The 26008-nt window shown below is 64.0% G+C and carries 24 protein-coding genes; 14 read left to right on the top strand and 10 right to left on the bottom strand.

Annotation, left to right across the window (positions count from 1 at the left end):
* Positions 1-12: 12 nt before the first annotated feature.
* From AC1DRP_RS02020 to AC1DRP_RS02005, 4 genes are all read right to left on the bottom strand, one after another.
* Complete coding sequence (locus AC1DRP_RS02020) at positions 13-1023, bottom strand: ABC transporter permease subunit (protein ID WP_069879020.1); 1011 nt, start codon at positions 1021-1023, stop codon at positions 13-15.
* 68 nt (positions 1024-1091) lie between these two features.
* Positions 1092-1916 carry a M55 family metallopeptidase gene (locus AC1DRP_RS02015; protein ID WP_441504269.1) on the bottom strand — a complete coding sequence of 275 codons (825 nt, stop codon included), beginning with the start codon at positions 1914-1916 and terminating at the stop codon, positions 1092-1094.
* Between the two features lie 65 nt (positions 1917-1981).
* Positions 1982-3592 (bottom strand): ABC transporter substrate-binding protein, encoded by a 1611-nt coding sequence (locus AC1DRP_RS02010; RefSeq protein WP_476767665.1) that lies wholly within the window; start codon positions 3590-3592, stop codon positions 1982-1984.
* Between the two features lie 73 nt (positions 3593-3665).
* A complete protein-coding gene (locus tag AC1DRP_RS02005; protein WP_441487815.1) occupies positions 3666-5255 on the bottom strand; it encodes an ABC transporter substrate-binding protein in 1590 nt (529 codons plus the stop codon).
* A 413-nt stretch (positions 5256-5668) separates the two neighbouring features.
* Here AC1DRP_RS02005 and AC1DRP_RS02000 point away from each other — a divergent pair, with 413 nt between their 5' ends.
* From AC1DRP_RS02000 to AC1DRP_RS01955, 10 genes are all read left to right on the top strand, one after another.
* Positions 5669-6352: an RNA polymerase sigma factor gene (locus tag AC1DRP_RS02000; RefSeq protein WP_476767691.1), complete on the top strand. Its 684-nt coding sequence runs from the start codon at positions 5669-5671 to the stop codon at positions 6350-6352.
* Positions 6353-6447: 95 nt separating this feature from the next.
* The gene (locus tag AC1DRP_RS01995) at positions 6448-6972 is read left to right on the top strand and encodes a DUF4142 domain-containing protein (RefSeq protein ID WP_441504266.1); all 525 of its coding nucleotides are present in this window, start codon (positions 6448-6450) and stop codon (positions 6970-6972) included.
* Between the two features lie 10 nt (positions 6973-6982).
* Positions 6983-7303, top strand: coding sequence for a cupredoxin domain-containing protein (locus AC1DRP_RS01990; RefSeq protein ID WP_441504501.1), 321 nt, complete (start codon positions 6983-6985; stop codon positions 7301-7303).
* Between the two features lie 73 nt (positions 7304-7376).
* Positions 7377-8282, top strand: a complete 906-nt coding sequence (locus AC1DRP_RS01985; RefSeq protein WP_441504265.1) for a patatin-like phospholipase family protein — start codon at positions 7377-7379, stop codon at positions 8280-8282.
* 154 nt (positions 8283-8436) lie between these two features.
* Positions 8437-9339: an amino acid ABC transporter permease gene (locus tag AC1DRP_RS01980; protein WP_476767664.1), complete on the top strand. Its 903-nt coding sequence runs from the start codon at positions 8437-8439 to the stop codon at positions 9337-9339.
* Positions 9340-9349: 10 nt separating this feature from the next.
* Positions 9350-10114 carry an amino acid ABC transporter ATP-binding protein gene (locus AC1DRP_RS01975; RefSeq protein ID WP_441487809.1) on the top strand — a complete coding sequence of 255 codons (765 nt, stop codon included), beginning with the start codon at positions 9350-9352 and terminating at the stop codon, positions 10112-10114.
* Between the two features lie 20 nt (positions 10115-10134).
* Entirely contained in the window at positions 10135-10965 is an 831-nt protein-coding gene (locus tag AC1DRP_RS01970) for an ABC transporter substrate-binding protein (RefSeq protein WP_441504263.1), read from the top strand.
* A gap of 124 nt (positions 10966-11089) precedes the next feature.
* Complete coding sequence (gene argH, locus AC1DRP_RS01965; protein WP_441504262.1) at positions 11090-12487, top strand: argininosuccinate lyase; 1398 nt, start codon at positions 11090-11092, stop codon at positions 12485-12487.
* Positions 12488-12573: 86 nt separating this feature from the next.
* Complete coding sequence (locus tag AC1DRP_RS01960) at positions 12574-13683, top strand: aminotransferase class I/II-fold pyridoxal phosphate-dependent enzyme (RefSeq protein WP_441487806.1); 1110 nt, start codon at positions 12574-12576, stop codon at positions 13681-13683.
* A 5-nt stretch (positions 13684-13688) separates the two neighbouring features.
* Complete coding sequence (locus AC1DRP_RS01955; protein WP_476767663.1) at positions 13689-15041, top strand: M20/M25/M40 family metallo-hydrolase; 1353 nt, start codon at positions 13689-13691, stop codon at positions 15039-15041.
* 65 nt (positions 15042-15106) lie between these two features.
* On the opposite strand, the gene AC1DRP_RS01950 is transcribed toward AC1DRP_RS01955, so the two are convergent.
* From AC1DRP_RS01950 to AC1DRP_RS01935, 4 genes are all read right to left on the bottom strand, one after another.
* A complete protein-coding gene (locus tag AC1DRP_RS01950; protein WP_476767662.1) occupies positions 15107-16078 on the bottom strand; it encodes a Rossmann-fold NAD(P)-binding domain-containing protein in 972 nt (323 codons plus the stop codon).
* Positions 16071-16688 carry a helix-turn-helix transcriptional regulator gene (locus AC1DRP_RS01945; RefSeq protein ID WP_441487803.1) on the bottom strand — a complete coding sequence of 206 codons (618 nt, stop codon included), beginning with the start codon at positions 16686-16688 and terminating at the stop codon, positions 16071-16073. Before AC1DRP_RS01945 ends, AC1DRP_RS01950 begins: the two co-directional genes overlap by 8 nt.
* Positions 16689-16713: 25 nt before the next feature.
* Complete coding sequence (locus tag AC1DRP_RS01940) at positions 16714-17829, bottom strand: aminotransferase class I/II-fold pyridoxal phosphate-dependent enzyme (RefSeq protein ID WP_476767661.1); 1116 nt, start codon at positions 17827-17829, stop codon at positions 16714-16716.
* A 285-nt stretch (positions 17830-18114) separates the two neighbouring features.
* Positions 18115-21162, bottom strand: coding sequence for an aminotransferase class III-fold pyridoxal phosphate-dependent enzyme (locus tag AC1DRP_RS01935; protein WP_476767660.1), 3048 nt, complete (start codon positions 21160-21162; stop codon positions 18115-18117).
* Between the two features lie 146 nt (positions 21163-21308).
* Between AC1DRP_RS01935 and AC1DRP_RS01930 the strand changes: the two genes are divergently transcribed.
* The gene (locus tag AC1DRP_RS01930; RefSeq protein ID WP_441504257.1) at positions 21309-21737 is read left to right on the top strand and encodes an Lrp/AsnC family transcriptional regulator; all 429 of its coding nucleotides are present in this window, start codon (positions 21309-21311) and stop codon (positions 21735-21737) included.
* A gap of 58 nt (positions 21738-21795) precedes the next feature.
* Here the strand turns inward: AC1DRP_RS01930 and AC1DRP_RS01925 are convergent, their stop codons facing one another.
* A complete protein-coding gene (locus tag AC1DRP_RS01925; protein WP_476767659.1) occupies positions 21796-22335 on the bottom strand; it encodes a phosphatase domain-containing putative toxin in 540 nt (179 codons plus the stop codon).
* A 186-nt stretch (positions 22336-22521) separates the two neighbouring features.
* Here AC1DRP_RS01925 and AC1DRP_RS01920 point away from each other — a divergent pair, with 186 nt between their 5' ends.
* Genes AC1DRP_RS01920 through AC1DRP_RS01910 form a run of 3 tightly spaced genes read left to right on the top strand, consistent with a single transcriptional unit; the run spans position 22522 to position 25428 of the window.
* Positions 22522-23616, top strand: coding sequence for an amino acid ABC transporter permease (locus tag AC1DRP_RS01920; protein ID WP_476767658.1), 1095 nt, complete (start codon positions 22522-22524; stop codon positions 23614-23616).
* A gap of 2 nt (positions 23617-23618) precedes the next feature.
* Complete coding sequence (locus AC1DRP_RS01915; protein ID WP_476767657.1) at positions 23619-24716, top strand: amino acid ABC transporter permease; 1098 nt, start codon at positions 23619-23621, stop codon at positions 24714-24716.
* 25 nt (positions 24717-24741) lie between these two features.
* Positions 24742-25428 carry a GntR family transcriptional regulator gene (locus AC1DRP_RS01910; protein WP_441487796.1) on the top strand — a complete coding sequence of 229 codons (687 nt, stop codon included), beginning with the start codon at positions 24742-24744 and terminating at the stop codon, positions 25426-25428.
* Here the strand turns inward: AC1DRP_RS01910 and AC1DRP_RS01905 are convergent.
* Positions 25404-25868 carry a protein-tyrosine phosphatase family protein gene (locus AC1DRP_RS01905; RefSeq protein WP_441504254.1) on the bottom strand — a complete coding sequence of 155 codons (465 nt, stop codon included), beginning with the start codon at positions 25866-25868 and terminating at the stop codon, positions 25404-25406. The genes AC1DRP_RS01910 and AC1DRP_RS01905 overlap by 25 nt on opposite strands.
* Positions 25869-26008: the final 140 nt, after the last annotated feature.

Here is a 26008-nt window from a genome sequence, read left to right as displayed (position 1 = left end):
ATCACAGGTCCTTCAGCGCGCATGTCTGATGCGTGGATTGATCAGGCCGTAAAGCAGATCGACCAGGAGGTTGACGCTCATGACGACGACGCCGATCAACAGGGTGCCCCCCTGCAGGACCGGATAGTCGCGCCGGCTGATCGCCTCGATCAGCCATTTGCCGACTCCCGGCCAGGAGAAGATCGTCTCGGTCAGGATCGCGCCGGTAAACAGTACGCCGACCTGCAGACCAATGACCGTCACCACCGGAATGAGCGCATTGCGCAGCGCATGCAGCGCAATGACCCTGAGAGGCGCCATGCCTTTGGCGCGCGCCGTGCGGATATAGTCCTCGCCGAGCACTTCAAGCATGGCGGAGCGCGTCATCCGGGCAATGACCGCAAGCGGGACCGTACCCAGGACGATCGCCGGCAAGACGAGATGCGACAGCGCCGACTTGAAGGCGCCGAAATCGCCCGCCAGCAGGCTGTCGATCGTCAGGAAGCCGGTTACCGGCTCGATATAATACTGCACCGCGATGCGGCCGGAGACCGGCGTGATGCCGAGCTGCACAGAGAATAGCAGGATCAGCAGCAGGCCCCACCAGAAGATCGGCATGGAATAACCGGTCAGGGAAAGCCCCATGACGCCGTGATCGAAGATCGAGTTGCGTTTGACCGCAGCCAGGATGCCAGCCGGCAGGCCGATCGCAAGCGCCAGGAAGATCGCGCATAGCGCAAGCTCGATCGTCGCCGGGAACAGCGCCGAGAATTCCGAGATGACGCTTTCGCGTGTCACGATCGACTTGCCGAGATCACCCTGCAGAACGCGACTGATATAGATGCCGTATTGCGTCAGAACCGGCTTGTCGAAGCCGAACTCCTTGCGCAAAAGCTCGTGGCGAGCCGGATCGATGCCACGCTCGCCGGCCATGGTCTCGATCGGATCGCCCGGGACCAGCCGGATCAGGAAAAAGGCGAGCAGCGTGATGCCGATGAAGGTCGGAATCACCAGGCTGACGCGGGTCAGGATGAAACGCAGCATGGATGAGCCAGTCTTGTCGGGGTACCGGCGGCCTGAAGCATGGACCGCGAACGGGATGTTTCGTCCTGCTATTGCAAATTAGAACTATATCCTAATGCGAAGACCAGGAAACGCTGCAAATCGAGGATATCATCGGCGATGTAGCGCACCGTGAACGCGTCGAGGCGCTCGATGCCCTTGAGCATGACGAGGTACTCGACCGGCTGCCGATAGAGGAAGCTGAGTTCCAGCGTGATCGGGCCCGGCAGCCGATAGGGGACGATTCCCGCCCGGCGTGCGATGGCGCGCTGCACGCCCTCGGCAATCAGCTCGTACGAGGCCTCCGGCATCAAGGTGCGCGCCGAGAGGCGGCTATGCGCCCATTTGACCGTGACGGCCTCGATATCGGGCAGGAGCGCCCTGGTCTCCTCGATGCAGACATCATCGCCGCTGACCAGCAGCACGGGCGTGCCGAAATGCCCGGCGATCGCGGCATTGATCATCGCTTCCGGGGCCGAGACGCCATTGACGCGAACCTCGCGCAGCGAAGCGCTGCGAAAGGTGTGCGCCAGGATGCCGTCCGGATTGGTGGCGCCAGCGTGGTACCCGATGAAAAGCGCGCCGGCATAGTCGCCCGACTCCATGCCCTGCATCATCGAGAGCGGGCGCGGCCACGATCGGACGACCTGGACTGCCTTGGGCAGGCGGTCCAGCAGCAGGTTCTGCGCGTTGCCATGGCTGTCGCTGATCACGACCTCGCTCGCCCCAGCCGCGAAGGCGGCGTTGGCGGCGGCGGCGACGCTGTCGGTCATCCAGATGCGCGCCGACTGATACTCAAACCCTTCGGGGCGCGTGTGCTCGCGCGTCACGACACCGGCGATGCCCTCGATATCCGCCGAAATATAAATCCGCATGATACTGCCCCCCGCCACCAATTGTATTCGGGCGCGGTTCGCCTCTCCGCGCCCGAATGTCAACGTCATTTCGCCAGCGATACACCGGTAAAGGGCTGGCCGCCGAAGAAATGGATCTTGTAGTCTTTCACATCCTTGCGCACCGGCGTGAAGGCCTGCGCATTGGCAAAGAGCAGACCTCCGACATCTTCCTGGAAGATCTCCTGCATGCGCAGGAACATCTTGGTGCGCTCGCCCTGATCCGTGATCGTATTGGCCTTGGTCAGGAGGTCGGAGAATTCCTGGTTGCACCAGCGTGCCCGGTTGGCACCGGTTTTCACGCCGTCGCAATGCCAGCCCGACAGCAGGATCTGGCTCGGATCCGGATAGTCCCAGGTGTAGCCGAACATGCCGACCTCATGGTCGCCGGCGCGGCCCCGCTTGAGATACTCGCCCCATTCGAAACTCTGGATCTCGGCCTGGACGCCGATCTTCGCCCAGTCCGCCTGAATTAGCTCTGCCGCACGGCGTCCGTTCGGCATATAGGCGCGGACGACGGGAATGGCCCAGAGCGTGGTCTTGAAGCCGTTCGGCAGGCCCGCCTCCGCGAGCAGGGCCTTGGCCTTCTCCGGATCATAGGGGCGCGGCTTCAGGCCTTCGTGATGCGACCAGAGCGAGGGTGGGACGATCGCAGCCGTCTGCTTGCCGGTCCCTTGATAGACGGCATCGATGATCGCAGGGATGTTGGTCGCATAGACCAGTGCCTCGCGCACCCGCTTGTCGTCAAAGGGCTTCTTCTGCTGGTTGAAGGCGAGGAAGCTCTGATCGGCAATGCTGCCGGAGAGCATCGTCAGATTGGGGTCCGCCCGCATCGCCGGCAGGTCGCCGGGATTCGGATAGCGCGCGATCTGGCATTCGCCCGATTTCACCTTGGCGAACCGCACCGAAGCGTCCGGCGTGATCACGAAGATCAGGTCGTTGACCAGCGCCATGCGATCCCGGTTTCCGGCCGCCTTGGTCCAATGGTCGGGCACCGCGCGAAAGCGGATCGTGGCATCCTTCTGGTACGCCAGCAACGAGAATGGGCCAGTGCCGATCGGCGCCTGGTTGACCTGCTCAGGCGTGCTCGCCTTCAGCATCGCATCGCCATATTCCGCCGACAGGATCGACATGGGCTCGACCGAAAGCGCGCTGAGCAAGGGTGCGTAGGGTCGTGACAGGACAAGCCGGACGGTCTGGTCATCGACCTTCTCGACCGCCTTCAGGCTGGGCCGGACGATCTCGTTGAAGAACTGATAATTGGTGCTTCCGACCTTATGGTAGGGATGGTTCTCGTCGAACATGCGCTGGAACGAAAAGACCACGTCATCGGCCGTAAGGCCGCGTGTCGGCGTGAACGCCTTGTTCGCGTGCCATTTCACCCCGCTGCGCAGCTTGAACGTATAGGTCAGCCCATCCTCGGAAATGGTCCAGGATTCGGCCAGGCTCGGAATGATCTGGGAACCGCCGCGCTCGGTGGCGACCAGGCGATCATAGATCTGGGCCGCCACGTCGTAAGCCGTGTTCTGCGAGGAGAACTGCGGATTGAGGAAGTCGGGACTCGCCTCTGAGCAGACGACGAGCGTTTGAGCCGCGACCGCGCCAGCCTGTAAAGCTAACGCAACGGCAGCCGCCGCTGCGAAATGTCTAATCTTCATGACGCTCTCCCGAAGTAAAAAGGGCGCGGCCTCTCGGCCGCGCCCCAATCAATGCATCAATCGGGGCAGGGCCTCAATTGATGTCAACGCCATAGAAGGTATGCCTGCTGAACGGGGACAGCTTGAAGTCCTTCACTTCCTTGCGGACAGGCTTCAGTTGCACCGCATGCGCGATGGTGAACCAGGGCGCCTGCTCCTTGAAGATCACCTGGGCCTGGCGATAGAGCTCGGTGCGCTGCGCCGTATCGGTAATCTTCTTGGCCTTCTGCACGATGTCCTCGAAGGGCTGGTAGCAGAACTTCGCGACGTTGCCGCCATTGTTCTTCGACGCATCGCAACCCAGCAGCGTGTGCAGGAAGTTGTCCGGATCGCCATTGTCGCCGGTCCAGCCGAACATGCCGGCCTGATGCTCGCCCGCCTGCAGGCGCTTGCGGTACTCGCCCCACTCGAAGGTCTTGATCTCGGCCTTGATGCCGACCTTGGCGAGATCCGCCTGCATCAGCTCCGCGATGCGCTTGGCGTTGGGGTTGTACGGCCGCTGCACCGGCATGGCCCAGAGGTCCATCTCGAAGCCGTTCGGATAACCCGCCTCGGCAAGCGCCTTCTTGGCGGCCTCGGGATCGAAGGGATCGTCCTTGACGGTCTCGTTGTAGGACCACATCGAGGGCGGAATCGGATTGATCGCCGCGATGCCGCTGCTCAGATAGACGGCGTCGATGATCGCCTTCTTGTTGATCGCCATGTTGACGGCATGGCGCACCTTGACGTCGTCGAACGGCTTCTTGGTGGTGTTGTAGGCGAGATAGCCGATGTTCAGGCCCGGCTGCTCCAGGATCTGGACATTGGCGTCCTTCTTCATCGCGTCCAGATCGGCCGGGTTCGGATAGGGCATGACATGGCATTCGCCCTTCTGAAGCTTGGCCCAGCGGACCGAGGCATCCGGCGTGATGGCGAAGATCAGGTCGTCGATCTTGGCCTTGCCGGCCCAGTATTCCGGGAACGCCTTGTACCGGATGATCGCATCCTTCTGATACTGCACCAGCGAGAACGGCCCGGTTCCGATCGGGTCCTGATCGATCTTCTCGGGCGTGCCGGCCTTCAGCATCGCATCGGCATATTCCTTCGACTGGATGCTGGCATATTGCATCGCGAGGTCTGACAGGAAAGGCGCCTCAGGGTTGTTCAGCGTGATCTTGACGGTGTAGTCATCGACCTTCTCGACCGACTTCAGCAACTTGGGCATGCCCATGTCGTTGAAATAGGAATGATTCGAGCTGGTGACCTTGTAATAGGGATTATCTTCTTTCCACTGCCGGTCGATCATGAAGATGAAGTCGTCGGCATTGAAGTCGCGCGTCGGCTTGAAGGCGCGGGTATTATGCCACTTCACGCCCTTGCGCAGGTTGAATGTGTAAACCAGCCCATCGTCCGAAACCGTCCATTTCTCGGCCAGAGCGGGGAGGACCTTGGTCCCGCCGCGTTCGAACTGGACGATGGTGTCGTAAATCTGGGTATTGGCATCGAACGACGTGCCTGTCGTGTTGATGCTCGGAGCGAAGTTCTCGGGACTACCTTCCGAACAATAGATCAACGTCTTGGCTGACAGCGGTCCCGCCGCCATCAGGGCAGCCGCCGACAGCGTGGCGAACAGGATTTTTTTCATGGTCAGCTCTCCCACTTAATGACCCTCGGGCCGGATTGGTCCGCGCCCAGTTCCGCCGAACCCGCCCTGCCCGCGGCAGGATCGTCGGCCCGAACGGAAGTTGGTCCCGATTGAGGCTGAACCTATTGGAATGCGCAGAGAGTGGGTAGCTGATTTTCTGGGGTTATGAACGCCGATCGGACCTGAGCCCTGGACGGCCTCGCCACAGCATAAACCGGCCAGTCCCGGCCCTGCTTTCGCAATGGATGAGCGGCCTCGCTGCGGTGGCCGTCGCATGCTCAACAGGCCTATGCTGGGCAGGATCAGCTTCGCGGACCACTGCTGCCGCCAGCGCAGATCCCGCCGGCGCGTATCTGTTTTTCTGGGAACCTTTTCCGTCGCTTTCCATCTCATACAGAGGGAGGAGATCGCCCATGCCGCAGGTTCGAAGAGATGCGCTCGACTCTATCTCGGTGCTCAACGACCTCGATCTGGCGCGCCGGGCGCTCGCGCGCGACGGCGATGCATTCCGCACGATCATGCGGACGCATAATCAGCGGCTCTACCGTCTCGCCCGCAATGATAGCGAAGCCGAAGACGTCGTGCAGGAGGCCTATCTCCGGGCCTTTACCCATCTCGAGAGTTTTCGCGGCGACTCCACGCTTGCCACCTGGTTGTCCCGCATCGTCATCAACGAAGCGCTCGGGCGTCYGCGCAAGAACCGGAAAGAGGCGGAACTCGCGCGATCCAGCGACCGGGGCGCCGCCGCCGCGCAGATCATTCAGTTTCCTTGCAACACGAGTTGTGACGATCCAGAGCGGGCCATGGCGCAACGACAGATCCTYCACCTTGTCGAGCGGGCAACCGACAATCTCCCCGATGCCTATCGCTCGGTCTTCATGGCCAGGGTCATCGAAGGCCTGAGCGTCGAAGAAACGGCGGAATTGCTCGGTCTGCGGCCCGAAACCGTCAAGACCCGTCTGCACCGGGCCAGACACCTCCTGCGCAAGCAGCTGGACGAACAGATCGGTCCCGTCCTGCTCGACGCCTTTCCATTTGCCGGCCGGCGCTGCGAGCGCCTGACCGGCGCGGTGATGAAACGGCTCGGCTTTCCCTGATCAATCCGGGAACGTTTTCGATCCCGCAGCATCCAATGATCGTCAATTGAAAGACAAAGCCTGAAGCAATTAAGCGATCAGGCAAAGGAGGTTCCATGTTCACGCGACAGAACACGGCATTGGCCGCACTTGGCCTTCTCGGTGCGATGTCCTTGGCGCAAGCCGCCGACACGCCGACCGATCCGCAGATCGCGCACATCGCCTATACCGCCGGCACGATCGACGTCGAGGCGGCAAAGCAAGCCATCGCGAAATCCAAGAACAAGACCGTCGTAGCCTTTGCCCATGACATGGTTCGAGACCATGAAGCGGTGAACAAGCAGGCGCTCGACCTGGTCAAGAAGCTGAAGGTCAGCCCTGAAGACAACGATACCAGCCGCGCCTTGTCTCAGGCCGCGACAGCGGAGCGGAGCAAGCTCTCGAAACTCCAGGGCGCAGCCTTCGACAAGGCCTATGTCGATAACGAAGTGGCCTACCACAAGCAGGTGAACGGCGCGCTCCAGACACTGCTGATCCCCTCGGCAAGCAACACCGAGCTGAAGGGCCTGCTCGAAACCGGCCTGAAGATTTTCCAGGGCCACGAGCAGCACGCCGCACATGTCGCAGCCGAACTCCGGTGAGGACAAGATCATGTCGTTGAAGCGGCGCCTCTGGGCCATTGCCGGACTGTCGCTGACTCTGGGCGCTGTTCCGGCACAAGCGGAAACCATTCAGGTCGGGATCGACCGGCTGGTGTTTTCGCCTGCGGAGATCACCATGAAGGTCGGGGACACCGTCGAGTGGCTCAACAAGGACATTCTCGCCCACACCGCGACCGTGAAGGGCGGGATGGACGTGATGATCCAGCCGAAGAAATCGGCGAGTCTGGTCCTGCAGAAGATGGAAACGGTCGAGTATTACTGCCGCTTCCACCCCAACATGAAGGGCCGCATCACGGTGTCGGCGCCATAGCCGCCGACATCCTGGCTTCGCGGTCGCGACAGCACCCGGCGTCACGACCGCGGAATCCGAGGAGGCCCTGCCCATGACCAGCGCCGCTGCCCGACCAGCAACCGCCTTCGTCCTTGCGGGAGGTGGCAGTTTCGGCGCCATCCAGGTCGGCATGCTGCGATCGCTCGCGAGCCAGGGCATTGCAGCCGATATGGTCGTTGGTTCAAGCGTCGGAGCGCTGAATGGCGCCTATTACGCGGGGAACCCCACGCTTGAAGGTGTCCAACGACTGGAGACGATCTGGCGCGGACTGCGCCGGCGCGACGTGTTCCCGTTGAGCTGGCGCACGATGCTCGGCTTCCTGTACCGGCGGGACTTCCTTATCGCCTCGGATCCGTTGCATCGGCTTGTTGAGCGCAATCTCTCTTACGCCAATCTGGAGGACGCAAAGATCCCGATGCATGTCGTCACGACCGACATTCTCTCGGGCGAGACGGTCGTGCTTTCGGAGGGCTCGGCTGCGCAGGCCATCATTGCGAGCGTGGCGATACCGGCAGCCTTCGCGCCGGTACGGTTCAACGGCCTCTATCTCGCCGATGGCGCGATATCGAGCAACACGCCGGTCAAGGTCGCAATCGCATGCGGCGCCAAGCGCCTGATCGTTCTCCCCACCGGCTACGCCTTTGCTCTTGACAAGCCACCGGTCGGGGCCGTCGCAAGCGCGCTGCATGCCTTGACGCTGCTGATCGTGCGGCAACTTTTCAGCGAGCTGCAAGGGCTCGACGGCAGCATCGATTTCTTCGTCCTGCCGCCGCTCTGCCCACTCGCCGGATCGCCCTATGATTTCTCGATGACCAGCGAGCTGATCGAACGGGCGGCGAAGAGCACCGACGCCTGGATTGCCGACGGCGGCCTCGACCGGCCGGGCGCTCTTGCCCATTTGAGCACACACAAGCACTCGGGATCACAGGGTGAATGCGGCAGCGTGCTCTCTCATTGAGGCCGCTCCTCTCGAAGAATCCTAGCGCGTCAAGCGCGAGGCAGCGCGCTTGACACCCATGCCTCAGATTAGACAAAAATATTTGATTTGGAATTTACAGTCCATCTACCGCCTGTTATGGCTCCCGCAACGATCGGGAAGATCGGGGGGATGAATGGCTGCCGACAGGGTTGTTTGCCGGAAGGGCGCGATTTACGGCGACGAGATCCTGGAGGTCGCGGCGCTTCCCACGATCCGCAGACGCCATTACGGCCGCGTCGTCGGCGTCGCCCTGATCGTCGTCGCCCTGGCCTTCATCGCCAAGGCCTTCTCCGAGGGCCAGATCGAATGGAAGATCGTTGGCCAGTTCTTCACGGCCCCGGCCATCCTCTTCGGCCTTCTCAACACGATCTGGATGACCTTGTACGCGATGGCGCTGGGCATCGTGCTCGGCGTGATCTTCGCGATCATGTACATGTCGCCCAATCCCGTKATCAGCCGCTGCGCGGTCGCCTATATCTGGTTCTTTCGCGGCACGCCGCTGCTGCTCCAGCTTCTGCTCTGGTTCAACCTCGCTCTGGTCTTCCCCACCATCTCGATCCCCGGACTCTTCGAAGCCCGCATGGTCGACGTGATGACACCCTTCGTCGCGACGCTGCTTGGGCTCGGCCTGAATCAGGGCGCCTACACGGCGGAGGTCGTGCGCGGCGGCATTCTCTCGGTTGATACGGGCCAGGTCGAGGCGAGCAAGAGCATCGGCATGACGCCGCTGGCGACGCTGTTCTACATCGTGCTGCCGCAGGCGATGCGGGTCATCGTGCCGMCGGTCGGCAACGAGGTCATCAGCATGGTCAAGCTGACCTCGATCGCCAGCGTGATCGGCTATAGCGAAGTCCTGCGCAACTCACAGGACGTCTATTACGCGAATGGCCGCGTCATCGAGCTCCTGATCGTCACCGCGTGCTGGTATCTCGCGGTCGTGACCTTGCTCCAGATCGGCCAGCACTTCATCGAGCGCTATTTCTCCAAGGGTTATACCCGGCGCAACGGGGTGCCCGCTCCGGCTGCGTCGGCGTGAGGTGGCCATCATGAACGAGATGGTCCGCGCCGCCGGCGTCAACAAGGTCTTCGGAACATTCGCAGCACTGAAGGACGTCTCGCTTGCGGTCTCGCGCGGCGAGGTGACCTGCATCATCGGCCCCTCGGGCTCGGGCAAGAGCACGTTCCTGCGCTGCATCAACCAGCTTGAGCGCCCCGATTCCGGTGCGATCGTCATCGACGGCGAGCTCATCGGCTATCATCGCACCAAACAGCACCTGCTGGAGCTCGCCGACAAGGAGGTTGCCCGGCAAAGGCTGATGACCGGCATGGTCTTCCAGCGCTTCAACCTCTTCGCGCATCTGACGGCACTGCAAAACGTGATGCTCGGGCCGATCAAGGTCCAGGGCAGACCGCGGCGCGAGGTCGAGAAGGAAGCGGTGACGCTGCTTGAGCGGGTCGGTCTCGCCGATAAGCGTTTCAACTATCCCAGTGAACTCTCCGGCGGCCAGCAGCAGCGCGTCGCGATCGCCCGCGCGCTGGCAATCCAGCCGAAGCTGCTGCTTTTCGACGAACCGACATCGGCGCTCGACCCCGAACTGGTGGGTGAAGTCCTGAACGTCATGCGCGATCTGGCCCGCTCCGGAATGACCATGATCGTGGTGACGCATGAGCTCGCCTTCGCCCGCGAGGTCGCCGACCATGTCGTCTTCATGGATCAGGGCGCCATCGTCGAACGAGGTGCCCCCGGCGCCATCCTCGTCGATCCGCAGCACCCCCGGACACAGAACTTTATCAAAGCGGTCCTGAAGTGACCGAGCAGGAGGAAAGCCCCATGAAAAGATCGATTGCCCTTGGCGCCGGGTTGGCAGCGCTGCTCGCCTGCTCAGTTGCCCATGCCGACGACTCGCTCACGAAGGTCAAGCAGGCCGGCAAGCTCGTCATCGCGACGATGCCGAACTATCCGCCGATCACCTACAAGGATCCCGCCACGAGCAAGCTGACCGGCTTCGACATCGACCTCGGCGAGGCCATTGCCGCAGAGCTCGGCCTCAAGGTCGAGTGGCAGGAAATCGCCTTCGCCCAGATGCTCCCCTCGCTCCAGACCGAGCGCGTCGACACAGCTCTCGCCGGAATGAGCGACACCGTTCCGCGGCGCGAGATCGTCGACTTCGTCGACTATATGCGCTCCGGCACCCAGTTCTATACGGGCGCCCAGCAGGCAGCCAAGATCAAGACCCCGGCCGATCTGTGCGGCAAGAAGGTCGGCGCCAGCCGCAGCACCAACAACCCGCAGCGCATCGCCGAATGGAGCACCGCAAACTGCGAGTCCAAGGGAGCGCCTGCGATCACCGTGGTCGGCACCGAAGGCTCGGTCGACGCGCGCAACCAGCTCAAGACCCAGCGCATCGACGCCTCCGTGCAGGGCAATGAGACCCTGCCCTATTTCCAGGCAATGGAGCCGAACACCTATGTCCTGCTCGGCGAACCCTTGACCGAGGAGATCACCGGTCTGCCGGTGCTGAAGACGAAGCCGGCACTGCGCGATGCCATCAAGGATGCGCTCGACAGGCTGGTGAAGAACGGCACCTATGCCAAAATCCTGGACAAATACGGCCTCGCCCGGAACGGTATGAGCGAGATCAAGATCAACAGCGCCAAGTGACACCCAATAGGTGACACGCAAAGGGGCGGCGCCTGCCGCCCCTTTCGCCTATCCCCCGCCTGAGCCTTGCCCTGTCTGTGCGGGGCTCAGGCCACCACGTTCTGAACAACAGGAAGCTGAAGAGATGTCGGAGCAGAAGAGTGGCGCCAACAAGATGTGGGGCGGACGCTTCACGACGGCGCCGGCGGAGATCATGAAGAAGATCAATCCGTCGATCGGCTTCGACTATCGCCTCTACCGGCAGGACATCGCCGCCTCGAAGGTCCATGCCCGGATGCTGGCGCGGCAGGGCATCATCGGCGAGACGGACAACGAGACAATCCAGGCAGGGCTCGACCAGATCCTCCGGGAGATCGAGGAGAGCCGCTTTACCTTCAGCGTCGATCTCGAGGACATTCACATGAATGTCGAGGCGCGGCTGAAGGAGATCGTCGGCGAGCCGGCGGGCCGGCTTCATACCGCTCGCAGCCGCAACGACCAGGCCGTCACCGACGTCCGCCTGTGGATGCGCGATGCGATCGACGGGCTCGATGCGGTCGTGCAGGAACTGCAGCGCGCCCTGATCGAACGCGCCGGCGAGCATGTCGAGACCCTGATGCCGGGCTTCACTCATATGCAGGTCGCGCAGCCCGTTACCTTCGGCCACCATCTCATGGCCTATGTCGAGATGTTCGGCCGCGACCGGCAGCGGCTGGCAGGTGCTCGCGAGCGCACCAATATCTGCCCGCTGGGCGCCGCCGCCCTGGCCGGAACCGCCTTCCCCATCGACCGGCATTTCACGGCCGAGCAACTCGGCTTCTCCGCCCCGACCGAGAACTCGATGGATTCGGTCGCCTCGCGCGATCACATCGTCGAGCTGCTGTTTTGCTGCTCGATGCTGGCCGTGCATCTCTCGCGCATCGCCGAGGAGATCACCTTGTGGTGCAGCGACGGCTTCCGATTCATCGCCCTGTCGGACGCCTTCACGACCGGCTCCTCGATCATGCCGCAGAAGCGCAATCCCGATGCGGCCGAACTCGTACGCGGCAAGACCGGGCGTGTCGTCGGCTCGCTGAATGCCCTGCTCATGACCGTCAAGGGTCTGCCCATGACATTCATGAAGGACATGCAGGAAGACAAGGAGCCCATGTTCGACGCATTGGAGACAGTCCAGCTCTGCGCCGAGGCCACGACCGGCATGATACGCGACCTGACCGTCCGCCCGGACCAGATGCGCAGCTTCCTGGAACGCGGCTTTCCGACCGCGACGGACCTCGCCGACTGGCTCGTTCGCGAGGGCGGCATCCCCTTCCGCGACGCCCATCACATCACCGCCAAGGTCGTCGCCAGGGCCGAGGCCAAGGGCTGCACCTTGAGCGCGCTTGATATCGAGAGCATGCGGGACGTCGATCCGCGCATCACCGAGAAGGTCTACTCGGTGCTTGCGCCGGAGCATTCGGTGAACAGCCGCCGCAGCTATGGCGGAACCTCGCCGGATGTCGTGCGGGAAGCGATCGCACGGGCAAACGCGCGCTGGCTGTGACGCCCGGCATCTGCGCGAAACCAGGGGGAAGTGCTGCCGTTCCGCAGTGAGCCTGCAGCCTTTCCGTTCGATGGAAGGAATGAGCCTTGAAATTCGATATCTTCCAGATGGAGCGCAATCAGACGCTCTTCGAGAACGAGGTGGAGATCAATCTCACCGAGAGCGGCGTTCATCCCTGGGCGATCGAGGACATCCTCCCGCCAAGCGAGATGCAGGACCTGCTCAAGCTGCCATTGGGCTATGGCTGGACCGATGGCCGGCCTGACCTGAGGGCGAATATCGCCTCATGGTATCCGGGAGCCGGGCCGTCCAACGTTCTCGTGACCAATGGCTCCTCCGAGGCGACGATGATCGCGCTGATGACGCTCGTCGAGCCCGGCGAGCGCATCGTCTTTGCCGTCCCCAATTTCATGCAGGTGGATGGTCTTGGCCGCGCACTCGGATTCGACGTCCAGCGACTTGAACTGAGCGGTGACAATGGCTGGCAGTTCGACCCCGCCAGCCTCGATGCGGCCGCGGCGGGAGCCAAGGTCATCGCCGTCACCAATCCGGCCAACCCGACCGGCAGCGTGCTGACGCAGGAAAGCCGCGACGCGCTTGTCGCTGCGGCAAGGCAGAGCGGTGCCTGGCTGCTGGTCGACGAGATCTATCGCGGAGGCGAGATCGACGGGCCTGAAACCCGGACGCTCTGGGGCACCTATCCGCGACTGGTGGTGACGAGCAGCCTGTCGAAATCCTTCGCCTGTCCGGGCCTGCGCCTCGGCTGGATCGTCGCACCAGTCGACGTGGTTGCCGGCGCCGCGGAACGTCAGGACTATACGACGATCGGCAGCGGCATCCTGAGCCAGATCCTTGCGGCAGCAGTCATGAAGCCCGATACGCGCAGCCGTCTCCTGTCGCGTGGCCGCGACCTGCTGCGAACCAATGCCAATCTCGTCGGCGACTGGATGTCGCGTCATCCCGGCTGGTCGTGGAAGCGGCCGGAGGCGGGCGGCATGGCCTTCCTGCGCTATCCTCTCAACCTGCCGTCCGAGGAATTCTCCCGCCTGCTTCGTGAGGAGGAGAGCGTCTTCGTCGTCGCCGGCAGCTGGTTCGGGATCGAACAGCACATCCGGATCGGCATCGGCGTGCCGACCGAAACGCTCGCCGAGGGGCTGAAGCGCCTCGACCGGTTTCTGGTCCATCACGCGGGGTGAATGCGGTGGATGACGCGGTCAGCCGTGGACGGGACGATCTGGCCCGTCTCGTTGCCATTCCCTCGGTCAGCGCCGAGGGACGCGGCCTGAACGAGGCGGCGACCCTCGTCCGGGATCTGCTCGACGACGCTGGCTTCGTCACCGAGATCCACCCTGGCTCGGTCGGTCCCTTCGTCGTCGGCACGGCTGGCGAGGGACCGCTGACCGTCGTGATCTACAATCACTCCGACGTGCAGCCGGAGGGTGACGCGGCGCTCTGGCTGAGCCCGCCCTACACCCTGACGGAACGCGATGGCCGCCTCTATGGCCGCGGCGCGGCCGATGACAAGGGCGAATTCGCCAGCCGTCTTGCCGGCTGGCGCCGCTTCCAGGCCCAGCAGGGCGGGCCGCTTCCGTTCCGGCTGATCTGGATCGTTGATGGCGAGGAGGAGATCGGCAGTCCTTCGCTCGATGGCTTCCTGGCGAAGCGCTTCGCCGGCGAGCGCGCCGATCTGTGCTGGTGGGAATTCGGCGAGATCGATGCCTCCGGCCGGCCTGTCATCCTGTGCGGTTTCAAGGGCATCACCGCGATCGAGCTGCGCTGCCGCACCGCGAGGGGCGACCTGCATTCGAGCTACGGGGCGGTCTACGACAATGCGCTCTGGCGCATCTGCGCCGCTGTCGCCTCGATGCGCGACGCCGCGGGGCGGATCACGATCGATGGCTTTTATGACGATGTGCGGGCGCCCTCGGCTGCGGAGCGCGCTACCGTACTGCCGCCGCCCTTCTCGCTTGCCAGCGTCAGTGCTGCGACGGGCGGGGAGCGTACGCTGAACGGCGTCGGCGACCAGAACTTCTTCTCCGCGATGAATTTCGCTCCCTGCCTCAATGTCAATGGCATCGGCGGCGGCTATCAGGGCGAGGGAGCCAAGACCGTGCTGCCCGCGGAGGCTTTCGCCAAGCTCGATTTCCGACTTGTGCCAGATCAGACCCCGACGCGCATCGTCGAGCTCGTGCGAGACCATCTCGCGCGCCTCGGCATGGCGGATGTCGAGGTCATCGTTCACGACGCCATCGTCAGGCCGGTGCGCAGCGACGCGGGTCACTGGTTCGTGGCCGCCTGCGCGGAGATTCTCGAAGCTGAATTCGGCCGCCCCGCGATCGTCCAGCCGAGTTCCCCGGCGTCCGGCACCGCCCATCCCTTCATCGACCATCTCGGCACCGATGTGTTCGGGATCGGCCTCACCCACCACGGGGCGCAGTTGCACGCGCCGAACGAAAACATCGAGATCGATCATTTCGAACGGATGGTCGCGGCGTCGTGCGCCATCTTCAGGATGCTGGCGCGCCGTGCGAATGCGGACCAGGCCGCCATCTAGCGCGACCTGTAATTTGCCGGCTTCCCGTGGTCGAGACACCTGATCTCCGGTGCCCGCAGACACTATCAGGCACCGGGCCTCGGCGAGGCGCCGCAGCCTTCGAGGACGACGCGCGCGATCGCGATGTCCTGAACGGCAAGCCCGGTCAGATCAGCAATCGTGATGTCGCGGGCGTCGTTGCGTCCGATCGCGCGCCCGGCAAGGACCGCACCAAGTTCAACGCAAGCCCTGCGCTCGATCAGTCCGTCGCGGGCCGCGGCGGCAAATTCGCCATGGTCGAGGCATTGATCGAGGGAATCGGCGATTCTGATATCGGCTGCCGCGACGAGGCCGCTCTCGAGCTCCTGCTTGCCCGGCGCATCAGCCCCCATGGCCGTGATATGTGTGCCCGGGCGAATCCATGCCGCCTTGAGCAGGGGGCTCGTGGCCGGCGTCGTGGTGATGATGGCATCCGCCTCGGCACACAGAGCCTCGGGCGATGTCGCGAGGGTAACAGCAATGCCTTCGCCCAGCAGCTCCGCCTGCACCGCCTCGGCGCGCTCCGCCGAGCGCGCCCAGATCGCGAATTGCGGCGCCCGTTCGCGCATCAGATGCGCGGCGGCACGGATCTGAAAGCGGGCCTGCGTGCCGGCACCGACAATGCCGATGCGACGCGCGTCGCTGCGGGCTCCGGCTCTGGTCGCGATGGCACCGGCGAGCGCGGTGCGCAGATCGGTCAGCCACCCCTCGTCACGCAAGATCGCCACGACCGCACCGGTCTCGGCCGAGAGAGCGATCATCATGCCGCTGCTGGTCGGCAGGCCGCGCCTCGGATTGTCGTAGAAACCGGTCGCGATCTTCACCACGAAGATCGGATCCCCCGTGATGTGACCGAATTTGATATGGCAGTCGCCGTGATGCGCGGGAAAGCCGAGATAGCCGACGGGCGGCATCTGCACCCGTCCCGCCGAGGCGGCCTTGAACCCCTCCTCCAGCGCCACGACGGCCCGGTCGAGATCAATGGCGGCTTCGATCTGGGCCCGCGCCAGATCAAGCATCGGTCGGTCCGTTCGCTTGGTTCAGATAGTTGTAGACGGTGGCGCGCGCGAGCCCGAGGACGCGCGAGATATAGGCTGCAGCATTGCGCCCGCCAAAGGCGCCGCTCGCGGCAAGATCGGCCACCAGTTGCCGCTTCTGCTCGCGGCTCAGCGCGGTCACGATCAGGCCGCGCTCCTGCGTCCATTGCTGGACATACTCGTTGATGCGCTCATGCCAATCCTCCTTGAACAGGACAGGCGGCTTGTCGGCTCCCGCGGGCACGGCCACGAGCGCGCCGAGCGTCTGCATCACGGCGTGGAAATGCGAGACGTCGACATTGATGCAGAGCACGCCGATCGCCGCGCCATTCGCGGTGAGGACGACGCTGATCGATTTGATCCGGCGGCCGTCCCAGTTGATCTTCTCGTAGGGACCGATCGTCGTCTCGGCCTCGTCGAAACCGATCTCGTTCAGGAGCGATGGCTCGCCCAGGACGCGCTGCGAGAAGTTGCCGGCGATATGGACCACGGTCTGCGAGCCGAGATCGTGCAGCACGACCTCGGCATAGGGACGGAACAGCAGGGCGACGGCGTCGCAGATCGGCGCATAGGCCATGAGTTCGGTCGGCATGATCCAGGTCCTTGGCAGCCCCGGTCTAGCGCGGCTGCGACTTCAGATAGTCGCTCAGGCGTTCGAGACCGGCCTCCAGATGGTCGCCCGGAGCCCCGATTCCGATACGGATATAGCCGTCGAGACCGTAGACGTCTCCGGGCAGGAGCATGATGCCGCGTTCTTCGCGCAGCCGATGCACGAGTTCCGTCGAGTTCATCGAATGCGCATATTTCACGAAGGCCATGCCGCCGGCCTTGGGCGGAACGAAGGAGAAGAACTCGCTGTTGCGCTCGACCCAGCTCGTCAGGAGCGCCAGGTTCTGTCTCAGGATGGTCTTGCTGCGCTGGAGGATCTCGGCGCGCTTGGCCGGCTCGACGACGATGCGGGCGACATACTCGCTGATCGCGCTCGTGGTGATCGAGGTATAGTCCTTGCGCTGCCAGGCGGCGTAGATATCGGCGGTAGGGCCGACCAGCCAGCCGATGCGCAGGCCCGGCAAGGCCATCGCCTTCGACAAGCCGCTGGTGATGATCGCCTTCTCGTAGAGATCGGCAAAGCTGGGCGGTTCATCACCCTCGAGCTCGGCGCCCTTGTAGACCTCGTCGGCATGCAGATAGGTGCCGTTCTGGCGGGCAATGGCGACGAGCCCGTCCATCGTTTCGCGCGAGAGCAGGCTGCCGGTCGGGTTGTTCGGGTGACAGATCGTCATCAATTTGGTGCGTGGCGAAACGGCCTTGCGGACGTCGTCGAGATTCGGGGTCCAGCCCAGTTCCTCGCGCAGCGCGACTTCCTTCACCGTGACCCCGATGGCCCGGGCCCAACCCCAGATCTGCAGATAGTTGGGCACAAAGACGACGATCTCGTCGCCGGGCTCGAGCAGCGACATTACCATCAGGAAATTGGCCTCGGCCGAGCCATTGGTGACGATGACCTCGTCGGATGTCCGGCCGCGATAGAGCCGCGCCACCGCTTCGCGCAACTCGACGGCCCCGTTCGTCCAGCCATAGCCCAGTTCGACATCGAGCAACGCATTGCGCTGGCCTTCGTCGAGCAGCCCGTTCAGGCTGTAGGGGTGAACGCCGCTATCCGAGAGATTGAACTCAACGGTGTTCTCGTAAAGCGACTGGATCCGCTCCAGGCTGAATTCTTCGATCTTCATGACGCTCGTCCAAACGCGGGTTCGAGCTGTCTAGCATATGGGGTAAAGACAAAACAGTCTAAATTAGAAGCATTGTCTAATTTGATGGATCCTGGGCCGCTCGAGCCCCTCTTCGCGACGGAGCCGATACACCGTCGTCGGCGTCTCGCGCAGGAATTCGCGTTTTCGCCATCGCAGCCGGGCTGCACAGGCGCGCCCCAAGATTGCCCCGGCGGAGGTTGCCCACCGCCGTGCCTGTTTCAGCGAGCGACGCGCCTCGCCCGCTCGGTGCGCCGATCAGAGGCTTCAGCCCAGCGTGTCGCGCATCGCCTCGTCGAGGGTCTCGAGCAGGATGTCTGCATGCTCGCGCCGGAAGGTCATGGGCGGGCGCAGCTTGATGACGTTGTCGAAGGGGCCGTCGGTCCCCATCAGCACTCCGAGCTCCCTGGCCCGATTGACGATGGCCGAAGCGGGTTCGCCGGCATGATCCTTGGTTGCCCGATCCCGCACGAGTTCAAGGCCGAGGAACAGGCCGCGCCCGCGCACGTCGCCAATGACCGAATGACGGTCCATCAACTTGCGCATGCCGGCGAGGAGATAGTCTCCCTGCTCCACGGCGTTCGGCAGAAGACGCTCGTCTTCGAGTACATCGAGGACAGCGAGCCCCGCCGCGCAGGACACGGGATTGCCGCCGAATGTATTGAAATACTCCATCCCGTTGGCGAAGCGTTCCGCGATCTCGCGGCGCATCGCGACAACGGCAAGGGGATGACCGTTGCCGATCGGCTTGCCCATCGTGACGATGTCCGGCACGACACCGTGCTCCTCGAAGGCCCACATCGATTGGCCCACGCGGCCGAAGCCCACCTGGACCTCATCCGCGATGCACAGGCCACCAGCGCGACGAACGGCATCGTAGATCGCACCGAGATATCCCGGCGGCAGGAAGACCTGCCCGGCGACGCTTGGGATCGTTTCGGCGATGAAGGCGGCGGGCGCATGCCCGTCCTTCACGAGCCGGTCGATGATCTCGCAGGCATGCTCGCCATAGCGCTTGCCGATCTCGCCCTCCGGCCACTCCGCCGGCGCGCGATAGGGATCCGCGACGGGCAGCACATGCGTATGCTCCGGCCGCCCGCTGCCTCCCTTGCGCTTGAACTTGTAGGGGCTGATGTCGATCAGGCCCTGTGTGTGGCCGTGATAGGCCCAGTCCAGGACGATMATGTCGCGTCGCCGCGTATAGGCTCGGGCCGCGCGCAGCGCGAGTTCGTTCGCCTCGCTCCCCGTGCACACCACGAAGAACGTATCAAGCTCACCCGGCAGCGTCTTCGCCAGGCGCTCCGTGTAGTCGATGATGTTGTCGTGGAGATAGCGCGTGTTGGTGTTGAGGCGCTGGGCCTGCCGCGTGATCGCATCCACCACGCGCGGGTGGCAATGCCCGATATGGGCGACGTTGTTGTAGCAATCGAGATGGGCCCGGCCGGTCTCGTCGATCAGCCAGACATCTTCGCCGCGAACCATCTTGAGCGGCCTGCGATAGGACAGCGACAGATTTGGGCCCAGTCGCTTCTTGCGCGCCGCCTGCAGGGCATCCTTTTCCTGTCCGGTCCTGTCGAAGGTCTCCGGCGGCAGGCCCGCGAAATCATAGGGCGAAGGAAAGAGGTCGTTCCAGACGCCGGGAAAAGCCGACTCGCCAACGCCCGGAATGACGCTGACGTCATCATAATCCGCGGCGACGAGCTGCAGATGGAGATGCGGTATCCAGCCGCCATTCTCTGCATAGTCGCCAAGCCGCGCCACACAGGCGCCGGCCGGCAGATCCTCGCCGACGCGGCGCTCGCGAACCGACGCATGATCCAGGTGACCCCAGAGGCTCCGGAAGCGCAAGCCGGGTTCGGGCTCATGCTCGAGCAGCAGGAGCCCGCCATAATCTTGCGGCGCAGGATTGATCGTGGCCGCCACCACCCTTGCCGGCAGCGGGGTAAAGAGCGGCGCACCCGCAGGCGCGAAGATATCGAGGCCGAGATGGATGTTCCGGCGCGCGCCGTCGATCAGGGTCGAGTCGAAAAAGGGCGCCGTATAGACGGTGCGCAGTTCGCCATACGGCCCGAGGCCGAGCGTAAAGCCGTGTTCCCTCTGCAGATCGGCATAGGCCCGGTCCGCGGCAGCATGATCCTGCGCCGCGCTCGCCCGCGCCAGCGGCGCCTCGGGATTGCCGAGATCGACCACATGCTTCTGCTGGCGCGCCGGATGCGGGTGCATGAGCGGCGCCAGCGTCCGGCGGTTTGCGGCCATCCAGCCCCGCAGGCGTCCAGCCCCGGGCGTCGCCTCGAGGCCACAGGCGTTGCGCAGGATCGCCGTGGCGATACGGCGATCGACCTTGCCGAGCCGCTCCAGGAGAGTCCAGGCCGGCCTTTCGCTGACGAGGAGATAGGGATTCTCGATCGCTTCGGCATGACGCGTCGCCGAAATCGACACGCTCACCGCCAACCGTGCGGCGATCAGATCGAGCAGGATCTCGAACTCGGCGTCCTGCAGCGGCAGTTCCGCGTGATAGCCCGCAGTGATCATGGCGGCTGTTTCGATCGGGCTCTTCTCGTCGAGCATCGCATACGTGCAGGCGACGGCGAGCTCGGCGATAAGCGGCGAATGGGCCGCGTCACCAAAATCGATAAGACCCGCGATCGCGCCCTTCTCGGGATCAGCGACCAACAGGTTCCAGTCATTGGCGTCATTGTGGATGACACCATGGCGCAGGCGCCGGAGCGTCGGCGCGACCCCGGAATCATAGGTGTCGAGCACCTTCTCCAGGCAGCGCCGCTGTGCCGCATCGGACACATGGGACAGGCGCTGGCGCGCCCGCGGCGTCTCGCGGATCTCCCAATCGAAGGCGACATGCGCACCGGGATGACCGAAGCTGCCGAGCACCCGGTCGAGCTGCCCGAGGACACGGCCGATGTCGCGCAGCGTTTCCGGCGTCTTGGCAACCTCGGCCAGCGGCGTGCCGGGGAGATAGGAGACGAGACGGACACAATGACGCTCGCCGCCGCGGCCGGTCAAAAGGCCGAATTCCAGCCCATCGCGCGTCGGCATCACACGCGGCGTCGGCAAGCTCGGATCGTTGATTTCGACGTGCCGCAGCAGCGCGGTCTGGAATTCGATCGCCGTGAGCGGCTCGGCCCCATTGACGATCTTCAGGATGAAACGCTGCCCATCGTCCGCCCGCACGTCGAAATTCTGGTCGCGCTCACTGGGCAGGCCATCAAGGCGGCCGACAACGCCGAAGCGTTGCCGCAAGACCTCCGCCGCCTCGTCGAGGGAGAATGTCGGGCGTGGGTGGTTGACGAAGGTCATCGCAGGCTTTCCGAATTGTCGCTCTGCCATCAATCTGACATTGATGCGGTGGCGGCCGCGCTGCTCCAATCGGCGGTTTTGCCGCCATTGTGGCGGTAGCAACCTGCTATCGCCGCCACACGGATATCTGCGAGCCCTTGATGGCGATGGACGAGACGAACGCGAAGATTCTGCGGCTGCTCCAGGACAATGCGCGGCTGCCGATCAAGACGATTGCGGGAAGCGTCGGGCTCGCCCGCAGCTCCGTGCGCGAGCGCATCGCCAAGATGGAGACCGACGGCACCATCCGCGGCTACACGGCAACCGTCATGGAGGGCCGTTCGGGTGTTGACGCATTCCGCGCCTTCCTGATCATCCGCCTCACCAAGACGCCGGCACGCGACACGGTGGATCGGATTGCCGTGCTCCCGGCGGTCAGGCGGTGCTACTCGATCGGCGGCGAGATCGACGTCATCGCCGAAATCGAGGCGGAGACGACCCGGGCGTTGAACTCCGTGCGTGACGAGATTGCGTCGATGCCGCATGTCGCCGACCTGACGACGGCAATCGTGCTCGCAGACGAGAAGCCAGCCTGAGCGATCGACGGACGCCGGCGGTCAGCTCTTCGTCACGCCCGCGCCGCGACAGCCCGCATCACATGCGAGACCGCGCATGAGCGATCAGGTACTCGACCTGCGCGGGCGTCTCGATCGCGCCGGCTGCGTGTTCATGCCGGATTTTCGCGATCGCGGCCTCGGCTTCGAGGCCGCATTCGATGAGCAGCAGCGCTGCTACCGTCCCGGTGCGCCCAAGCCCCGCCTTGCAATGGATGGCCCAGTTCTCCCCCGCCGCGAGGCGACGCAACAGCGCAAGCTTCTGCCAGTCCTCGGCGAAGGCCGCAGTCGGCGCGCTGTAATCGGGAATGGCTGCATGGGCCCACTCCAGTCCGGCCTCCCGGACAGCCACGGAAAACAGCTTCTGCTCGCAAGGCAGCTCATGCGCCTCGACGAGACTGAGGAGCCCACCGGCTCCGAGCCTGGCGAGATGATCGAGATCCTGGGCGAGAGCCAGCACGGGATCGGCGCCTGGCAAGGGGCGCCCTCGCCACGATCCCGGACAAGGGGCCAGCACCAGCTTTCCGGCGATCCCGGGCAGCGCGATGATCGATGCTGGCTTCGAAGCTGACTTGTCCAAGCAGACCCCTCCGGGCCGCGCGCAAAGCGCGCAACGCCCATCAATTGACTCAGTGATATAGCTGTGTACAGCTATATCACTATGGAGTCCATGTCAGCCCCTCCGCCCAACACAGTGAGTTCCATGCCGCCTCCGCCACGGACGAGGCGTGAGCGGCTCGCGGCCGTGCTTTGGCCGGCGGCGACAATGCTCGGGATCGCCCTTCTCGGTCTCCTCGCGGCTCGCAACGTCTCTGCGAACCTTGCGGCTGCGGGAATGGAAATCGACTTCTCGTTCCTCTGGCAGGAAGCGGGTTTCGATGTCAGCGAAAGCCTGATCGGCTATTCGCCCCGCGACACCTACGCTCGTGTGCTGCTCGTCGGCATCTTGAATACCCTCGCCGCGGCGGCCCTCATCCTCGTCCTGGCAAGCGGCATCGGGCTGTTCGTCGGCATCGCCATGACCAGTTCCAACTGGCTCGTGCGCACGTTGGCGGGCACCTATGTCGAGTTGCTCCGCAATCTGCCGAAGCTCCTGATCGTGATCGCGCTCTATGTGGCGATGGTGCGCAACCTGCCCCATATCCGCTCGGCCTGGACCAGCCCCTTCGGCGCGATGCTGAGCAATCGCGGTCTCGTGCTGCCCTGGCCGATCATCGAGCAGGGCGGCCAAGCGCTTTCTATGGCAGCCTGCCTCTGGCTCGCAGGCGCGTTTCTGTGGCTCCGCGCCGCCCGGCTGCACCAGGACCGCACAGGCAAGCGCCGCCCGGTCTTCCTGCCTGTGCTCGCTGCCGCGGCGAGCCTCTACGCGGCGCTCGACCTGACAGGGACACTCCATGTCACCTGGTCTGTGCCGAAGCTGGCGGGCTTCAATGTCACCGGGGGCGTGAGCCTGTCCTTGCAGTTCACCGCGCTAGTGGTGGCCCTGTCGGTCTATCACGGCGGGCAGATCGGCGCGATCGTGCGCGGCGGCATCATCGCCACTTCGCACGGACAGCGCGAGGCAGCACAGGCGCTCGGCCTCGACTGGTTGAAGACGATGCGGCTCATCGTGCTGCCCCAGGCACTGCGCGTGATCACGCCGCCGCTCGGCAATCAGTACTCCAACCTGCTGAAGAACACCTCGATCGCGCTGGCGATCGGATACTCCGATTTGATCAGTGTCGTGAGCACATCGGTGAATCAGACATTCCGCCCGATCGAACTGATGGCGCTCGTGGCCGCCTTCTTCCTGATCGCGAACCTGCTGATCTCGGCCTTGGTGAACTGGTGCGACCATGCCTTCCGGCTGAAGGCGCGCTGAGAATGACGCTGACAGTCGAGACGATCGCCCGCGCGAATACCCCTCCCCGGAAGGGGCTCGCGCCCATGCTGGGCTGGTTGCGCCAGAATCTGTTTTCGAGCTGGTGGAACACGGTGCTGACTGTCGTCACGCTCGCTCTCCTGGTCCTGTTCGCCTGGAGCGCGCTGACCTGGGTGGTGCTCGAGGCGGTCCCGTTTTCCGGCAGCCGGGCCGAATGCCTGAATGCCACGGGAGCCTGCTGGGCATTTCTCAGCGAGAAGGCCAATCTCGTCCTAACCGGGACCTACCCGGCCGCCGAGCGCTGGCGCGCGCAACTCGCCAGCGGCCTGATCATCGTGACGATCCTCGTCTTTGCACTTGTTCCGATGAGGCTTGCGATCCGGGCAGCCATGGTCGTGGGCACTGCTGTGCTCTCCTACCTGCTTCTGCGCGGAGGCTTCGCTGGCCTGCCCTTCGTCGAATCCCACCGCTGGAACGGCCTGCCCCTCATCCTGTTCCTGTCTGCCTTCACGATGGCGGCAGCATTTCCGCTCGGCATCCTGCTGGCGCTGGCTCGCTGGTCGCAGCATCGCGCGCTGAACCTTGCCGCCGTCTCCTATATCGAGACGGTGCGCGCCATTCCGATGGTCGCGGTCTTGTTCGCCGGCATTTTCGTATTGCCGCTGCTGCTGACGCGCGGCGCGACCATAGAGCCCGTCGCCGCCATCCTGATCGTGCTGACCCTCTTCTATGCGGCCTATTTCGCCGAGGACATTCGCAGCGGGCTGCAGGCGCTGCCCAAGGGGCAGATCGAGGCGGGAGCCAGCCTCGGCCTCACCGCCGCGCAACGCATTCGCCTGATCGTGCTGCCCCAGGCCTTGCGCACGGCCATCCCCGGCATGACGAACACGATTATCGGCAGCTTCAAGGACACCTCGCTCGTCGCCATAGTCGGCATGCATGATTTGCTTTCGACAGCCCGCATGGCATATGCCGATCCTCTCTGGCAGGCCTATGCTTTGGAGGCGAACATTGCGATCGGGCTGTTCTATTTCCTCTGCTGCTGGATGATCTCCGAACGAGCTCGGCGGCTCGGGCACGGCGCCGGCAAGCTCGGCTGAGACCGGCCTTGCGACAGGGAGAGCTATGACGATCGAACTCACCAGCCCCGAGGCGCAGCAGCTTCGCCAGATGGTCCGCTCGCGCAACGACGTGATCTTCGAGATCGTGCGCGACCGCATCTGCCTGCGTGAATATGACGAAGGGCATGTCATCCACGAAGCAGCACTCGCCGCGGAGTTCCACGTCAGCCGCACGCCGATCCGGCAGGTCCTGCAGCGCCTTGTCTACGAACAGCTCGCGGAGACGCGAAACGGCGTCGGCACCATCGTTTCCTATGTCGATCATCACGCTGTCGACATGCTGCGTTTCCGCATCGGCCTGACKGGTCTGATCGCCGATCTCGTGCCGCTGCAGCTCCCGACTTCGCTCCGGTCCGACTATGCGCGGTTGCGCTCATTGGCCGAGGGGCTGCGTGACACCTCCCCCGTCAAGGATGTCTGGGGCGTCTGGCGCGCCCATCACGAGGCGCGCAACGCCTTGATCGGCGACGAGGCGCTGCGCCAGATGGACGACATGATTTTCTTCCGCATCGCGCGAAGCTGGGTCAGCTGGCTGAAATGCGATCCGGAGCTCGTGCGCGCCCTGCTCGTGCAGGAAATCGCGGCGACCGCCGAGAAGACCGAAAGCCTGCCGGCATCGGAGCTGTTTCGCCTGCATGCGGCGCATCTCGAATTGCTGCTCGCACGCTATGGCGAGGACGATAGCAAGTAGGAGACCTGGGCCTCGCTTTCGATTGCGCCCGGCCGAGCCGAGCGCACCGCGGCGATCGCGTCCTGCGGCGGCATTCCGGTCTCGATGAGCACGCGCGCGGCCATCATGCCGCTGCGGCCATATCCAGCGAGACAACAGAAGGCGGCACCCCGGCCGAGGCTTAGCTCGCCAAGGATCGCCTGGGCCAAACGCGGCCAGTCCAATGTCTCGTCCGGCGCGGAAAAATCCAGGATAGGCGCGCAAACGAGGCGGATCCCGCGCAGCTCCGCAGCGCGTTGCAGATGTTCGCTGTCATCGGCATCGCATTCCGTCTGGTCCAGGAGGCTCACCAGGAGCGTCGTTCCCCTCGACTTCAGAACATCGAGAACCTGCTCCTGCTGATCCGCGTCGATGGTCCGTTCGCCCCGCCGGAGGATGACGAGCCCCGGCAGCGGCAACATGCCCACGGCTCCGGCATGCCCGCGGACCGTAACCCATACCGGCCCTTCCTCCATGCCCGCCCCCTGCAAACCTTGCCGGATCCAGTGTTCCGATCGGTGCCGACTAGAGGCAGATCAGGCGGAACTGTCCAGAACAATGG

Source organism: Allobosea sp. 01N443 (assembly GCF_056399325.1).
The sequence above is the reverse complement of the archived record's forward strand: the minus strand, read 5'-3'. Positions and strand labels throughout refer to the sequence as shown.

What these genes read in the sequence shown, in the direction of transcription:
- AC1DRP_RS02005 (WP_441487815.1), bottom strand. Translation starts at nt 5,255, where the DNA reads ATGAAAAAAATCCTGTTCGCCACGCTGTCGGCGGCTGCCCTGATGGCG.
- AC1DRP_RS01985 (WP_441504265.1), top strand. Translation starts at nt 7,377, where the DNA reads ATGACCAGCGCCGCTGCCCGACCAGCAACCGCCTTCGTCCTTGCGGGA.
- argH (WP_441504262.1), top strand. Translation starts at nt 11,090, where the DNA reads ATGTCGGAGCAGAAGAGTGGCGCCAACAAGATGTGGGGCGGACGCTTC.
- AC1DRP_RS01930 (WP_441504257.1), top strand. Translation starts at nt 21,309, where the DNA reads ATGGACGAGACGAACGCGAAGATTCTGCGGCTGCTCCAGGACAATGCG.
- AC1DRP_RS01905 (WP_441504254.1), bottom strand. Translation starts at nt 25,868, where the DNA reads ATGTTGCCGCTGCCGGGGCTCGTCATCCTCCGGCGGGGCGAACGGACC.
- AC1DRP_RS02010 (WP_476767665.1), bottom strand. Translation starts at nt 3,592, where the DNA reads ATGAAGATTAGACATTTCGCAGCGGCGGCTGCCGTTGCGTTAGCTTTA.
- AC1DRP_RS01970 (WP_441504263.1), top strand. Translation starts at nt 10,135, where the DNA reads ATGAAAAGATCGATTGCCCTTGGCGCCGGGTTGGCAGCGCTGCTCGCC.
- AC1DRP_RS01920 (WP_476767658.1), top strand. Translation starts at nt 22,522, where the DNA reads ATGCTCGGGATCGCCCTTCTCGGTCTCCTCGCGGCTCGCAACGTCTCT.
- AC1DRP_RS01915 (WP_476767657.1), top strand. Translation starts at nt 23,619, where the DNA reads ATGACGCTGACAGTCGAGACGATCGCCCGCGCGAATACCCCTCCCCGG.
- AC1DRP_RS01995 (WP_441504266.1), top strand. Translation starts at nt 6,448, where the DNA reads ATGTTCACGCGACAGAACACGGCATTGGCCGCACTTGGCCTTCTCGGT.
- AC1DRP_RS01945 (WP_441487803.1), bottom strand. Translation starts at nt 16,688, where the DNA reads ATGCCGACCGAACTCATGGCCTATGCGCCGATCTGCGACGCCGTCGCC.
- AC1DRP_RS02015 (WP_441504269.1), bottom strand. Translation starts at nt 1,916, where the DNA reads ATGCGGATTTATATTTCGGCGGATATCGAGGGCATCGCCGGTGTCGTG.
- AC1DRP_RS01990 (WP_441504501.1), top strand. Translation starts at nt 6,983, where the DNA reads ATGTCGTTGAAGCGGCGCCTCTGGGCCATTGCCGGACTGTCGCTGACT.
- AC1DRP_RS02020 (WP_069879020.1), bottom strand. Translation starts at nt 1,023, where the DNA reads ATGCTGCGTTTCATCCTGACCCGCGTCAGCCTGGTGATTCCGACCTTC.
- AC1DRP_RS01950 (WP_476767662.1), bottom strand. Translation starts at nt 16,078, where the DNA reads ATGCTTGATCTGGCGCGGGCCCAGATCGAAGCCGCCATTGATCTCGAC.
- AC1DRP_RS01940 (WP_476767661.1), bottom strand. Translation starts at nt 17,829, where the DNA reads ATGAAGATCGAAGAATTCAGCCTGGAGCGGATCCAGTCGCTTTACGAG.
- AC1DRP_RS01975 (WP_441487809.1), top strand. Translation starts at nt 9,350, where the DNA reads ATGAACGAGATGGTCCGCGCCGCCGGCGTCAACAAGGTCTTCGGAACA.